A 13,508-nucleotide genomic window follows, 5' to 3' on the forward strand; every position below is an offset into this window, starting at 1 on the left:
GTCAACCACAGCGCCCGTGCTTCTGTGCGGCGGGCGCCCGACTTGGCGGGCGCGCAGGGCTAGTTTTGCTTGTCCGTGAGCAAAAGTCCGCGTAGGGTTCGAGGCACACCTTCCGATGCGATCAGGAGCCCCACCGGTGGCCACACCCCCAGACCTCTCTGTCCAGCTGTACTCGGTGCGCGAGCCGCTCGCGGCCGATCTTCCCGCCACCCTCGACCGCCTCGCGGCGATCGGCTTCACCACGGTCGAGCTCTTCGGGTTCGTCGACCTGGCCGACGCCTACCGCGTAGCGCTCCCGGCCAGCGGACTGCGCGCTCCCAGCGCCCACGCGCGCCTCCTCGGCCCTCAGGGCGACGCCACCGTCGACGAGATCCTCGACACGGCCGCCTCGCTCGGCGTCGAGACCGTGATCGACCCCTACGTCGACCCGACCCGCTGGACCACCGCGGACGACGTCGCCCGCATCGCCGACGAGCTGAACGCGCTGGTCGACTCCGCCGCCGCCCGCGGCCTGGTGCTCGGCTACCACAACCACGCCTTCGAGTTCGAGAACCGCGTCGACGGCCGCAGCGCCTTCGAGCACCTCGCGGGCCTGCTCGACCCGCGCATGGTCCTCGAGCTCGACACCTACTGGGCGGCCGTCGGCGGCGACGACCCGGTCGAGGTGCTCGGACGCCTCGGCGACCAGGTGCGCTTCCTGCACGTGAAGGACGGCCCGATCTCGGCCGACACCCAGGAGCAGCTGCCCGCGGGCGAGGGCGCGATGGACGTCCCGGCGATCCTCGCCGCCGCTCCGCAGGCCCTGCCCGTGCTGGAGTTCGACGCCTACGCCGGCGACATCTTCGAGGGCCTGGAGTCGGCCCACCGCTACGTCTCGGGGCTCGGCGCATGAGCGGCACCGGCCGCGTGGGCGTCGGCGTCATCGGCGCCGGCAACATCAGCACCCAGTACCTGACCAACCTCACCGTCTTCCCCGACCTCGAGGTGCTCTTCGTCGCCGACATCGACCTCGAGCGGGCGAGGACCCAGGCCGAGGCCTTCGGCGTCCCCGCCTCCGGCACCGTCGAGGAGCTCCTCGCGCACGAGGGCATCGAGATCGTCGTGAACCTCACGATCCCGGCCGCGCACGTCGAGGTCGCGCGCCGCGCGGTCGAGGCGGGCAAGCACGTGTGGACCGAGAAGCCCTTCTCGCTCGACCGCGACAGCGGGATCGAGCTGCTCGCGCTGGCAAAGGACAAGGGGCTGCGCGTCGCGACCGCTCCCGACACCTTCCTGGGCGCGGGCCTCCAGACGGCGCAGCGCGTGATCGAGAGCGGAGCCATCGGCACGCCGCTCTCCGCCCTCACCCTCTTCCAGGGCCCCGGCCCCGAGTCGTGGCACCCGAACCCGGAGTTCTACTTCGCCGAGGGCGGCGGACCGCTGCTGGACATGGGCCCGTACTACATCACCACGCTCGTGCAGAACCTCGGCCCCGTCGAGAGCGTCACCGCCGTCTCGTCCCAGGCCCGCGCCACCCGCGTCGTGGGCTCCGGCCCGAAGGAGGGCACCGAGTTCCCGGTGACCATCCCGACGCACATCGGCGGGCTGCTCCGCTTCGAGTCCGGGGCCTCGGCCCAGGGCGTGTGGAGCTTCGAGTCGAGCCTGCCGCGCACCGGCTTCGTCGAGATCAACGGCTCCGAGGGCACCCTCGTCCTCCCCGACCCGAACCAGCACGACGGAGAGATCACCCTGCACCGCCGCGGGTCCGCCGAGCCGGAGGTCATCGCGGCGACCGGCTCGACCGCCTCCCGCGGCACCGGCGTGCTCGAGCTCGCCCGTGCGATCCGGGCCGACCGCCCCGAGGCCGCCTCGGGAGACCTCGCGTACCACGTCACCGACGTGATGCTCTCGCTCCTCGAGGCCGCCGAGACCGGCGAGAAGGTCCTCGTCACGAGCTCCGTGACGCCCCGCCCCGCACTGCCCGAGAGCTGGGACCCGACCGAAGCGACCCTCTCCTGATGCCCGCGCCCCTGCGCGTCGGCGTGCTCGGCGGCGGCTTCATGGCGGCCGTGCACAGCCGCGCGGCCCGCAGCGCCGGAGCGGTGCTCGCCGGAGTCGCCTCCTCCACCCCGGAGAAGGGCGAGCGGGCGGCGGCCGAGCTCGGCGTCGAGCGCGCCTACCCGGACGCCCGGGCCCTGATCGAGGACGAGAGCATCGACCTCGTGCACGTCTGCACCCCGAACGCCACGCACGCCGCACTCGCGCTCGCGGCGATCGAGGCGGGCAAGCACGTGGTGTGCGAGAAGCCGCTCGCCGCGACGCTGCGGGAGGCGGAGTCGCTCGCTGCGGCCGCGTCCTCCGCCGGCGTGGTGGCGACCGTCCCGTTCGCCTACCGCTTCCACCCGATGGTGCGCGAGGCCCGTGCCCGCGTCGCCTCCGGCGAGACCGGCCGCCTGGTCACCGTCCGCGGGAGCTACCTCCAGGACTGGCTGCTGGGCGCCTCCGACGACAACTGGCGCGTCGACCCGGCCGCCGGCGGCCGCTCGCGCGCCTTCGGCGACATCGGCTCGCACCTGGTCGACCTGCTGGAGTTCGTCACCGGCGACCGGATCGACTCGCTCGCCGCGATCACGAGCACCGTCCACGCCGAGCGCGGCGGCCGCCCGGTGAGCACCGAGGACGTGGCCGGCCTGATCGTCCGGCTCGAGGGCGGCGCCGTCGGCACGCTCCTCGTCTCGCAGGTCACCGCGGGCCACCGCAACGAGCTGGTGCTCGAGGTGTCCGGGCTGGAGGAGTCGCTGCGCTTCGAGCAGGAGCTCCCCGAGACGCTGTGGGTCGGCCGGCGCGACAGCGCCCTGCTGGTGCCGCGCGACGCCTCGATCCTCGCGCCCGACGCGGCCCGGCTCTCGATCGTGCCGAGCGGTCATCCGATGGGCTACCAGGACGCCTTCACGGCGTTCGCCCGCGACACCTACGCCGCCGTGGCGGGCGCCGACGTGGAGGGTCTGCCGACCTTCGCCGACGGCCTCCGCGCGGCGCGCATCACCGAGGCCGTGCTCGACGCGGCCGAGACAGGCGTCTGGGTGACCGTGCCCGCCGCCGACGACCGGACGGAGATCGCCGCATGAGCGACGAGAAGACCTACCCCGCCACCCACCCCGTGACGCTGTTCACCGGGCAGTGGGCCGATCTGCCCTTCGAGGAGGTCGCCCGACTCGCCGCCGAGTGGGGCTACGACGGCCTCGAGATCGCGGCCTCGGGCGACCACCTCGACCTCAAGCGCGCGGACGAGGACGACGCCTACGCCGCTTCGCGCCTGGAGATCCTCGACCGCTACGGCCTCGAGGTCTTCGCCATCTCGAACCACCTCACCGGCCAGGCCGTCTGCGACGACCCGATCGACTTCCGCCACAAGGCACTCGTGCGCGACTACACCTGGGGCGACGGCGACGCGGAGGGGGTGCGTCAGCGCGCCGCCGAGGACATGAAGCGCTCGGCGCGGGTCGCCCGCAAGCTCGGCGTGGACGTGGTCGTCGGCTTCACCGGCTCGAAGATCTGGCCCTACGTGGCGCAGTTCCCGCCGGTGCCGGCCTCCGTGATCGACGAGGGGTACGAGGACTTCGCGACCCGCTGGAACCCGATCCTCGACGAGTTCGACGCGAACGGCGTGGTCTACGCGCACGAGGTGCACCCGTCCGAGATCGCCTACGACTACTGGTCGAGCGTGCGCACCCTCGAGGCGATCGGGCACCGCCCGGCCTTCGGCTTCAACTGGGACCCGTCGCACATGATGTGGCAGGACATCGACCCGGTCGGCTTCATCGTCGACTTCAAGGACCGGATCTACCACGTCGACTGCAAGGACACCCGCCTGCGCCCGAAGAACGGCCGCGCCGGCGTGCTCGGCGCGCACCTGCCGTGGGGCGACCCGCGCCGCGGCTGGGACTTCGTCTCGACGGGGCACGGCGACGTCCCGTGGGAGGACGCGTTCCGCGCGCTGGAGTCGATCGGCTACTCCGGCCCGATCTCCATCGAGTGGGAGGACGCCGGGATGGACCGCCTCCACGGCGCGAAGGAGGCCGTCGGCTTCATCCGCTCGCTGCTCTGGAGGACCCCGACCGCGTCGTTCGACGCCGCGTTCTCGAACCAGTAGCCGCGCGGCTCTCCTCGGCGGGATCCCGCTCCGGTCCGCAGGCCACGTCGCCCGCGCCGGATCGGGGTCCCGCAGGCGGGAGAGCGATCAGTCGGCGGCCTTGGCGGCGCGCTCGGACTTGATGCGGGCCTGCTCGCGGCGGACCTCCGCGTAGCGGTTCTGCTCGACGCGCAGCCACTCGGGGACCTCGTCGAGCAGGGCCTGGATCTCGGGAGTGGTCAGCGCCTCGGTGACGCCGCCGCGGGCGAGCCCCGAGATGGAGACGTTCAGCCGGGAGGCGATGACGGAGCGCGGGTGCGGCCCCTCCTCACGGAGCTGCACGAGCCAGGCGGGCGGGTTCGCGGCGAGCTCGTCGTACTGCTCGCGCGTGATCGCCGACTCCTGGAACTCCTCCGGGGTCGCGGGCAGGTAGACCTGCAGCTTCTTCGCCGCGGTCGCAGCCTTCATCGTCTGTGTCGCCTTGGCCATGCGGCAACCCTACCGGCGCGGCGCGGACCACCTACCCTGAGGGGATGAGCGAGCAGCCCGAGACCGTCGACCCGCAGGCCGCTCCCGAGGCGGAGGGGCGTCCGGAGGGCGAGGCGGACGCGGCGGCTGTCGACGCGTCGGCCGGATCGGGTGCGGTCGGCGCCGGAGCCGAGTCGGACGACACGGACGGCGCCTCCGAGGACGGCGACTCCGACGACCTCGACTCCGACCACCTCGACTCCGCCGACCTCGACGCCGAGGACAGCGACGCCGGGAACAGCGATGTCGACGACGCCGCCGACTCCGACGCCGCCGACTCCGACGCCGAGGACGCCGTCCCCGCCGGCCCCGTGCTCGCCGTCGCCCTCGTGCCCGGCGTCACCCCCACCAAGTGGACCCGCGTCTGGGGCCAGCGCCGCTCCGATCTCCCGCTGCGCATCACCGTCGTCGCCGAGCGCGATCAGGAGCAGGCGCTGCTCGACGGCCGCGCGCAGCTGTCGTTCGTCCGCGGCGACGTCTCCTCCTCCGCCCTCAGCTCCATCCATCTCTACGACGAGCAGCCCGTCGCCGTCGTCGGCCGCGAGCACGCCCTGGCCGCCGCGGACGAGCTCGAGGTCGCCGAGCTGGCCGGCGAGCACCTCCTCCAGGATCCGGAGGACGTGCCGGAGTGGGCCGCGGTCGCCGAGGAGCTCGCGGACGGCTCGCGGCGCCCGCTGCCGCGCATGGCCGGCCTCGACGACGCGGTCGAGCAGGTCGCGGCCGGCGTGGGCGTGCTGATCGTGCCGCAGTCGGTGGCGCGCGTGCACAGCCGCAAGGACGTCACCGCGGTGCCGGTGACCGGCGTCGCTCCCTCCTCCGTCCGCCTCGCCTGGGTGACGGACGACAAGGGCGACGACGTCGAGGACTTCATCGGAGTCGTCCGCGGCCGCAGCGCGAACACCACGCGCGGAACCGCCGCGACGCCGAAGGTCGAGTCGCGGGCGAAGGCCGCCAAGGCGAAGGCGCGGGAGGCGCGCGAGAAGGCGGAGAGGGCCGGCGGCGGCAAGAAGAAGCCGGCCCGCGCCAAGGCGTCCGCGCCGGCGGTGCGGCGCACCCGCAAGCCCCGCGGCCGCTGACCGTGGCCGACGACGCCGGCTGGTCGCTCCGCCCCGCGACCGCGGAGGACGCGGCAGCGATCGCCGAGCTGCGCGCGGTCGTCATGCGCCCGTCGCTCGAGACGCTCGACCGCTACGACGAGCACCGCGTGCGGCACCGCTTCCTCGACGGCTACCGGCCCGAGCTCACCCGGGTGATCGAGCTCGACGGCGCCTTCGCCGGGAGCATCGCCGCGCGGGTCGAGCCGGACGCGGTCTGGATCGAGCACTTCTACCTGGCGCCGCACGCACAGGGACGCGGAGTCGGCGGCGCCGTCCTGCGCCGGGTGATGGCGGAGGAGGCGCGGCCGGGTCTGCCCTTCCGGCTCGACGTGCTGAAGCGCAGCGACGCCCGCCGCCTCTACGAGCGGCACGGCTTCCGGTTCGAGCGCGCTCTGGAGTGGGACGACATCCTCGTCGCGCCGCCTGTCTCCTGACCCCTGATCGGGGAGGACGACGGGGCGCGGGCCGCCGCTAGCATGAGCGCGATCCCCTCCGCCGGGTCGGCCGCAGGGCGACCTCCTCCTGGAAGCAGGCACTCCGCCGTGTCCCCGCTCGTTCTGAGGTCCGCCGCCTCCGCGGTCCTCGTCGCCGCCCTGGCGATCACCTCCAGCCCGCTCGCCTCCGCCGCATCGGCGGCCGCGCCGTCGGCCGCCCCCGTCGCCGCATTCGGCGCCGCCTCCGACGCGCCCCGCTCGATCGTGCTCCCCGAGGGGCAGCCTCTCTGGCAGCCCAGCGCCGAGTCCCCCCTGCCCGCCGTGCCGGACGAGGCGCCGAGCGCCGCCCGTGCGAGCGCTGCGGCGTCGATCAGCGGCCGTGTCGTGGTCGAGGAGGCCGACGGCTCGATCGCGACCACCACTCCCCGCGGCGCCCTCCTGAACGTCGAGGTCTGGTCGAGCGAGGCGGGGCTCCTCGGGAACCACTCCGTCGCCGGCGACCTCACCTTCAGCATCGACGGGCTCACCGCCGGGCAGACCTACTACCTGCTGATCAAGGACAACGCCGACCTGTACGCCGACCTCTGGTCCGGCGGCAGCGCCGTCGCCCGCAGCGCCGAGCCGCTTCAGGCCCCGGCGGCCGGCGTGCAGCTGCGCACCGCACGGCTGGGGTCGCTCGAGGGACGCCTGAGCGGCGTCGCGGGCGACCAGCGCGTCGACATCTGGTACCGCGACCCGGGAACCGACGGCTACTTCCGCACCGGCGAGCTCGACCTGATCACGGGCGGCGACAACCCGTACTCGTTCCAGCAGGTCGTCCCCGGCGACTACCTCGTCCGGGCGTCGAGCCGCGACGACGTGATCGACGACAGCTACTGGGACCACGTCCTCCGCTCGGGCGACGCGGGCGACGTGCGCGTCCCGGTGGGCGGATCGGCCGCCGGGATCGACCTCTCGCTGAGCAGCGACTACCAGCAGTACACCGGCCGCCTCGCCGGATCGGACCGCTACGCGACCTCGGTGGAGGCGACGGGCTACTTCTCCCCGGGCATCCCGGTGCTCTACGTGGCCAGCGGGGCGAACTGGCCGGATGCGCTGAGCGCCGGCCCGGCCGCCGCCGCCCTCGGAGGCGCGCTCCTGCTCACCGATCCCGACCGCCTGCCTCGGGTCGTCTCCGACGAGATCCGCCGCCTCCGCCCGGAGCGGGTCGTGGTCGTCGGCAGCGAGCTGAGCGTGAGCCCCGGGGTCCTCTCCGCGATCCGCTCGATCGTCGGCGGCACCGAGCGCATCGGCGGGACGGACCGCTACGACACCTCCCGCCGGATCGTCGCAGACGCCTTCGGCAGCGGCCCCTACTCGAACATGTTCGTCGCGACCGGCACGAACTTCCCCGACGCCCTGTCGGCCGCGCCGATCGCCGGCTGGCGTGCGCAGCCCGTGCTGCTGGTCGACGGTGCGACCTCGGGCGCCGACTCCGCGACCGCGACCGCGGTGCGCGATCTGGCGCCGGAGCACGTGGAGTTCCTCGGCGGCGACCCCTCGATCCGGGACGCGTACGTGGCGGACTTCGAGCGTCGCGGCCTCGCCCCCTCGGTCTCGAGGATCGCCGGCCGCGACCGCTACGAGACCAGCGTCGAGCTGAACAGCGCCTACCCCCAGTCGCTGCTGCAGGACAGCGTCTTCCTCGCCGCGGGGTCCTCCTTCGCCGACGCCCTCTCGGGAGCGACGACGGCGGCGGCCCTGGGCTCGTCCGTGCTGCTGACCGAGCGCGACTGCGTGCACGACTCGACGCTGCGCTTCCTGGCCTCCAACTCGAAGAACTACGCGTTCCTGCTCGGCGGGGAGCCGACGCTCACCGAGGACGTGGCGAACCTCCGCAACTGCGAGTACGACTTCTGACGACGCGTGCTCCCGGGGTCCGGGGCTAGGGTGCGAGCATGCCCACGAGCGATGAGACCTGGACCCTGGCCGAGCACGACGTACCGGTGTACCGCAGCGGTGAGGGCGGCCGCGCGCTGATCCTGATCCACGAGGTCTGGGGGGTCGACGGGCACATCCGCTCGGTCGCCGACCGCTACGCGGCCGAGGGCTACAGCGTCGTCGCCCCCGAGCTCCTGGCCGACAGCGGCCTGCTCGAGCAGCTCGACGAGGAGCAGCGCGCCGACTACGACCACCCGGTGCGGCGCCTGCCGCGCCAGGTCGAGCTGCGCACCTTCTTCGCCCCCGTCTTCACTCCGGAGCACGCGACGCGCACCGTCGCGATCCTCCGCGCCCTCGTCGAGCGGCTCCTGCGCCAGGAGGGCGCGACCAGCGTCTCCGTCACCGGGTTCTGCTACGGCGGCACCTTCTCGTGGGCGCTCGCGCTGGCCGAGCCGCGGCTGGCGGCGGCCGTGCCGTTCTACGGGCACGTCACCGCGTCCGCCGAGGAGCTCGGCGCGCTGCAGGTGCCGGTGCTGGCGTTCCTGGGCGATCAGGACGCTCCCCTCGTCGAGCAGGTGCCGCGCATCCGCGAGGCGACCGAGGGCAAGGACGTCGAGGTCGTCGTCTACCCGGGAGCGGGCCACGCCTTCTTCAACGACGCGAACGAGCAGACCTACCAGGCCGAGGCGGCGACCGACGCCTGGCCGCGGGCGCTCGCGTTCCTCGGAGCGCACGCGGGCTGAGCGGGCTGTGCGGGATCAGCGGGTGAGGATCCACGCCACCAGGTAGCTGCGCGAGTCGGCGCTGTCGATCGAGGAGTCCGGCAGGCGCTCCGCCCGCGCGAGAGCCGCGGCCGGGTCGCTGGTCGCCTGCAGCATCAGCACGTAGTCGGCGAGCGGCGCGCCTGGGGCTCCGGCCACGAGCTCGTCGACCCGCGAGGGGTCGGGGAGGAACGCGGTCGACGGCGGCATCGGGATCAGCTCGATCCCCAGCAGCGCCGAGGGTGTCGCGTCGAAGAAGGTGGCGTAGTCGCGCTTGCCGCCCCAGTTGATCGCGACGAACGGCGCTTCGAAGCCGACCGGCGTCTCCGGGCTCAGCCAGAGGTCTGCGGCCGCCTGCGTCTCGAGGGAGAGCAGCCAGCGCGCCTCCTCGAGCAGCGGCGCGTTCCCGGAGGCGGCGGCCCAGAGGGCGAGGCCGTTCCAGGCGTTGACCGCCTCGGACACCGACTCCTGGTCGTTGCCGTCCCGGGCCGGCGCGAGCCCCGAGGCCCAGGAGTGGCCGCGGTACGCGTCGAACACGCGCAGCCGCGGGAACTCGGCGGTGTCGACGGGAGAGGCGAGATCCAGGGCGAGCAGGTCCGCGACGGTCCGGTACCGCTCGAGGAGGGACGGGTCCTCGGCGGCCAGCATCCCGACGGCGGAGAGCAGGTAGCCGTAGTGGAAGTGGTGGTCGTTGAACGCGTCGGACCCGAACGACGGCGCGGAGCCGACGACGCCTCCGAGCACGGGGTCGTAGACGACGCACTTCACGGCACCCGGTGCGCAGCCGCGCGGGTCGAGCCACTGGTCGAGCTCGGCGGCGATCCGGTCGTGCAGGTCGGCCGCCACCTCCTCCAGGCCGAGGTCGACGGCGAGACGGTGCAGAGCAGCGGCGCGGTAGAGCTCCTTGCCGGCTCCGTAGGTGTCGGGCGCGGCGAAGCGGGTGGCCGCGGCGTCGAGTGGCACCTGCGTCCGGAGCGTCGTCTTCTCCTCGGCCGTGAGGGAGCCGAGATCGAGCGCCCCCGACTCGACGATAGTGGGGGCGGCGCGGGAGAACGACGTTCCCGCACGGAGCCCCACCCGGCCGTAGAGCGTGTCGTAGCCGATCGCCCCCTCGGCCCCGAGGCCGAAGAACGTCTCGGCGCCGCCCTCGGTCCGCAGCGCGTAGGTCGTGGTGGTGGTGCTCGCCGTGACGTCGTGGGAGACGCTCGCGCCCTCGAGGGGCACTGCACGACGCCGAAGCTCGTCGATCCGCGCCCTGCTCGCTCCCGGAGGCACCGCGAAGAGGAGCAGCGTGCCGTCCAGCGTCATCCGGGGGAACGTATCGAGGGCGGCGGCGGGCGCCACCAGCCCGTACCGCTGTCCGCCCGCGGTGACCAGGAGCAGGCCGCCGGCCGCGCGCTCGGGAGCGGTGGCGCCTCCGATCAGCACCGTCTGGGCGCTCTCGGTCCGGTAGGAGGCGTAGGGCCAGCCCTCGGCTGCGACGAGCTCACCGGCACCCGCGAGGCTCCAGTGCGCGACGAGGTCGTCGAACGCGGAGAGCGCCACCGCGCTCGAGGGGACCGTCACGGTGAGATCGTCCCGGGCGAGGGCGTCGACGGTCCGCGGAGCCGCCTCCACGATCGGGAGGCCCACGGTGAAGCCGTCGGCGCGCGGCGTGACGGTGAGGATCCCTGAGTAGAGCGGGAGATCCTCCCCGAACACCGGTCCGGACACCCACGAGTTCGTCGGCGGCCGCACCCCTTCGGCAAGCCGCGCCGTCCCCGCGTAGGGGCCGGGGACCTGCGGCAGCTCCCGCGCGTGCACGGACGCTGCCACGGCCCAGTCGGACGCGGAGCCGTCGGACGTGCATCCGGTGAGGCCTGCGATCGCGAGGGCGAGAGCGAGGGCCGCCCCCGCCCCGCGCCTCACCGCGCGAATCCGCCCGGCGTGAAGAGCCTGCCGAGCTGGGCGACCAGCCAGCCGCCGAAGCCGTCGCCGTCGTCGCGGAGCCGCACCTCCGCCGCGACGGGAGCTCCGACCACGGTGTAGTCCTGCGTCGTGATCTCGTCGGTGCGCGCGCGGATGACGGTCGTCGCCCGCCCCTCGTGGAACCGCTCCACCTCGACGTCGTAGATCTCGGCGTCGACGGTCGTCCCGTCCGGCATCGCCACGGCGACGGTGCCGCCGATCGGGACCCGCGAGTAGTCCCGGGCGCCGAGCACGAACTCGCTCTCGAGGTGGATCGAGTCCGAGATCGCGACGACCGCGATCATCTGGTCCTCCTCGACGAAGGAGCCGATCTCGGCGTCGACCGATGTGACCACGCCGTCCAGCGCCGCCGTGAAGACCATCAGGCCGCCCTCCTCGATCCGGTAGCCGACATCGGCGCTGGTGAACGTCTTCGTCTGCATGTCGGACTCGAGGACGGTGCTCTGCAGGCTGAAGAGCACGTCGCCCTTCTCCACCGCGTCGCCGCGGGAGATCGTGAGGTCCTGGATCGTGCCCGCGTAGGGCGTCCCCAGCGAGTACTCGTCGGTGACGAGCTGAGCGCTCGCCGCCCGCACGGTGAGCGAGGAGTTGTTCGCGTAGACCAGGCCGGCGGCGGCGACGCCGAGCGCGAGGGCGCACGAGGCGAGGAAGCCGAGCCAGCGCAGCGCGGTCATGCCGCACCGACGGCGAGTCCGTGGCGTCCCGCGGCGGCGGGGCCGCTCGGAGCGACCACCTCGGCCCGGGCGGCGCGCTTCAGGAGGACGTGCTCGCGCGCCGCGATCACCGCGAACGCTCCGAGCGTGAGGGTGTTCAGGACGTTCCAGGCGAGCGCCACCGAGTACTCCGCGGTCCACTCCGCCTTGAGGAAGCCGACGACGGAGGTCGCGGCCAGGAACACCAGGAAGACCATCTGCACCTTGATGAAGTTGAAGGGCGAGGCGGCCTGCCCGGTCGCGCCCGTCGAGGTCCAGGCCGGCTTCCGGCCCGCGAGAGCGAGGAAGAACGCCTTCGTGTACATCGGGAAGGTGACGGTCGACAGCAGCAGCGTCTCCCACCGGAACGAGCCGATGATGAACAGCGCGAGCCCGATCTGCAGCACGTAGAACCCGCAGTAGAAGAGGATCCACTCGACGAGCGGCACCTCCAGGCTGACCGGCGTGATGTTCAGGTAGATCTGCAGCGGGGGCAGCACGATCAGGCCCAGCGGCACGATCCCGGTGAAGTAGAACGTGACGGTCATGAAGTACTGCACGCGCTGGTCGGTCGTGAGCCGGCGCTTCGGCGAGAACGGGTTGTGCTTGAGCAGGATCTCGAACCCGCCGACGGCCCAGCGGACCTGCTGGCGGACGAAGGCCTCGATCGTCTCGGGCGTGCGCCCGACCGCGAGGGTCATCGGCACGAAGATCGAGCGCCAGCCGCGCTCGTGCACGAAGATCGACGTCCAGATGTCCTCGGACTGCGAGCCCTCGTACATCCCGCCGATGTCGTCGAGGGCCTTGCGGCGGAAGACGGCGTTGGTGCCCACGCAGAAGGCGGAGTTGTACTTGTTCTTGCCCGGCTGGGTGAGGGCGTAGAAGACGATCTGCATGTAGGCGGAGCCGCGCGAGATGAAGTTGTGCGCGTTCCCGTAGACCTGCGGGGCCTGCACGAAGGCGACGTCGTCGTGGGCGAAGAAGGGGAGAGTCTCCTCCAGGAACTCCGGCACGGTCACGAAGTCGGCGTCGATCATCACGGCGAAGTCCGAGTCGGTCAGACGGAGCGCGTGGTTCACGTTGCCGGCCTTGGCACCCGCGCGGTCCTCGCGCACCACGTAGCGGACGCCCAGGCGCTCGGCGATCGCGGCGACCTGCGGGTCGTCCCCGTCGTCGAGGAGCCACGTCACGTGGGTGCCGCGCATGTCGCGGGCCGCACGGGCCGTCTCCTCGATGATCGCGGGGTCCTCCCTGTAGGTCGTGATGAAGACGTCGACGGTGATGCGGCGGCGGCCGAGGTAGAGGTCCTCGCCGATCGGGATGCCGTCGACCGGGCTCCCGTAGAGCGTCGCTCGAGCGGAGTGGAAGGCGGAGTCGCGCGGGTCGTAGGTGCTCGACAGGGCGGTCCACATCGTGAGCGCGGCCTGGCCGATCAGGTACAGCTCGCAGATGATGACGATGGCGAACGGGAGGGGGTCGCCGATGTTGCGCGGGTTGAGCAGGAAGGCGCCGTAGAGCAGAGCGCCGGCGCCGGAGAGGAGCACGATCATGATGAGCGAGGGCGACTGCTGCTTGGCGCGGCTGGTGACGGCACGGGGGCTGGCGACGCGTTGCTGGCGCGTCAGGAGCGGGCGGATCTCGGGTGGAGCGGAAGGACCAGGGCGGGCGGGGGTGCTGGGGTTCACGGGTGAGCTCTTCGGGTAGGTGGAAGCGGGGGCCCGGAGCGTCGTCGGTCGGGGGTGCCGGACGGCGCGCCGGAGGAGCGCCTGTGCGCGCGTTCGGCTCAGGTCGCTGATGCGCCGCGGTCCGTCGGGTACGGCGCGGGCGTCGGGGCCGCGGTCCCGTCGGGTACGGGGTCGCGGTGCGGAGGCCGCCCGTCATCGGGGATGTCGGCGGCGGTCCCCATGTTCGACCTGGGAGAGTGCCGGGACAAGAGCCGGAAGAGGACGTGTCCGCTAGCGGACACCCCGTTCCGACACTGCGGCTCCGCGGCGCTG

12 protein-coding genes are annotated in these 13,508 nt (G+C 73.0%); 8 read left to right on the top strand and 4 right to left on the bottom strand.

Annotated features, from left to right (window positions below; genetic code table 11):
- Window positions 1-136 precede the first annotated feature (136 nt).
- Genes C5C35_RS08880 through C5C35_RS08895 form a run of 4 tightly spaced genes read left to right on the top strand, consistent with a single transcriptional unit; the run spans window position 137 to window position 4,132 of the window.
- Window positions 137-892 (top strand): sugar phosphate isomerase/epimerase, encoded by a 756-nt coding sequence (locus C5C35_RS08880; RefSeq protein WP_258063586.1) that lies wholly within the window; start codon window positions 137-139, stop codon window positions 890-892.
- Window positions 889-1,998 (top strand): Gfo/Idh/MocA family protein, encoded by a 1,110-nt coding sequence (locus C5C35_RS08885; RefSeq protein WP_104262972.1) that lies wholly within the window; start codon window positions 889-891, stop codon window positions 1,996-1,998. The genes C5C35_RS08880 and C5C35_RS08885 overlap by 4 nt, the downstream gene beginning before the upstream one ends.
- Window positions 1,998-3,107 (top strand): Gfo/Idh/MocA family protein, encoded by a 1,110-nt coding sequence (locus tag C5C35_RS08890; protein WP_104260442.1) that lies wholly within the window; start codon window positions 1,998-2,000, stop codon window positions 3,105-3,107. The genes C5C35_RS08885 and C5C35_RS08890 overlap by 1 nt, the downstream gene beginning before the upstream one ends.
- A complete protein-coding gene (locus C5C35_RS08895) occupies window positions 3,104-4,132 on the top strand; it encodes a sugar phosphate isomerase/epimerase (protein WP_181134942.1) in 1,029 nt (342 codons plus the stop codon). The genes C5C35_RS08890 and C5C35_RS08895 overlap by 4 nt, the downstream gene beginning before the upstream one ends.
- A gap of 87 nt (window positions 4,133-4,219) precedes the next feature.
- Here C5C35_RS08895 and C5C35_RS08900 read toward each other — a convergent pair whose 3' ends face one another.
- Window positions 4,220-4,600 (bottom strand): DUF5997 family protein, encoded by a 381-nt coding sequence (locus C5C35_RS08900; protein WP_104223641.1) that lies wholly within the window; start codon window positions 4,598-4,600, stop codon window positions 4,220-4,222.
- Between the two features lie 44 nt (window positions 4,601-4,644).
- Between C5C35_RS08900 and C5C35_RS08905 the strand changes: the two genes are divergently transcribed.
- The 4 genes from C5C35_RS08905 (at window position 4,645) to C5C35_RS08920 (ending at window position 8,833) form a co-directional block, all read left to right on the top strand.
- Window positions 4,645-5,715: a LysR substrate-binding domain-containing protein gene (locus C5C35_RS08905; protein ID WP_104262973.1), complete on the top strand. Its 1,071-nt coding sequence runs from the start codon at window positions 4,645-4,647 to the stop codon at window positions 5,713-5,715.
- 2 nt (window positions 5,716-5,717) lie between these two features.
- Window positions 5,718-6,170, top strand: a complete 453-nt coding sequence (locus C5C35_RS08910) for a GNAT family N-acetyltransferase (RefSeq protein ID WP_258061255.1) — start codon at window positions 5,718-5,720, stop codon at window positions 6,168-6,170.
- 108 nt (window positions 6,171-6,278) lie between these two features.
- Window positions 6,279-8,069 carry a cell wall-binding repeat-containing protein gene (locus C5C35_RS08915; RefSeq protein WP_104262974.1) on the top strand — a complete coding sequence of 597 codons (1,791 nt, stop codon included), beginning with the start codon at window positions 6,279-6,281 and terminating at the stop codon, window positions 8,067-8,069.
- A gap of 38 nt (window positions 8,070-8,107) precedes the next feature.
- Window positions 8,108-8,833 (top strand): dienelactone hydrolase family protein, encoded by a 726-nt coding sequence (locus C5C35_RS08920; RefSeq protein ID WP_104223644.1) that lies wholly within the window; start codon window positions 8,108-8,110, stop codon window positions 8,831-8,833.
- 15 nt (window positions 8,834-8,848) lie between these two features.
- Here C5C35_RS08920 and C5C35_RS08925 read toward each other — a convergent pair whose 3' ends face one another.
- From C5C35_RS08925 to C5C35_RS08935, 3 genes are read right to left on the bottom strand one after another with little or no spacing between them, the layout of a single operon-like run.
- Window positions 8,849-10,759: a glycosyl hydrolase gene (locus C5C35_RS08925; RefSeq protein ID WP_104262975.1), complete on the bottom strand. Its 1,911-nt coding sequence runs from the start codon at window positions 10,757-10,759 to the stop codon at window positions 8,849-8,851.
- Window positions 10,756-11,493 carry a biotin/lipoyl-binding protein gene (locus C5C35_RS16975; protein ID WP_104247768.1) on the bottom strand — a complete coding sequence of 246 codons (738 nt, stop codon included), beginning with the start codon at window positions 11,491-11,493 and terminating at the stop codon, window positions 10,756-10,758. Before C5C35_RS16975 ends, C5C35_RS08925 begins: the two co-directional genes overlap by 4 nt.
- The gene (locus C5C35_RS08935) at window positions 11,490-13,196 is read right to left on the bottom strand and encodes a glycosyltransferase family 2 protein (protein WP_146084579.1); all 1,707 of its coding nucleotides are present in this window, start codon (window positions 13,194-13,196) and stop codon (window positions 11,490-11,492) included. The genes C5C35_RS16975 and C5C35_RS08935 overlap by 4 nt, the downstream gene beginning before the upstream one ends.
- Window positions 13,197-13,508 lie beyond the last annotated feature (312 nt).

The organism is Rathayibacter sp. AY1F8, assembly GCF_002932165.1.
Classification (GTDB): domain Bacteria; phylum Actinomycetota; class Actinomycetes; order Actinomycetales; family Microbacteriaceae; genus Rathayibacter.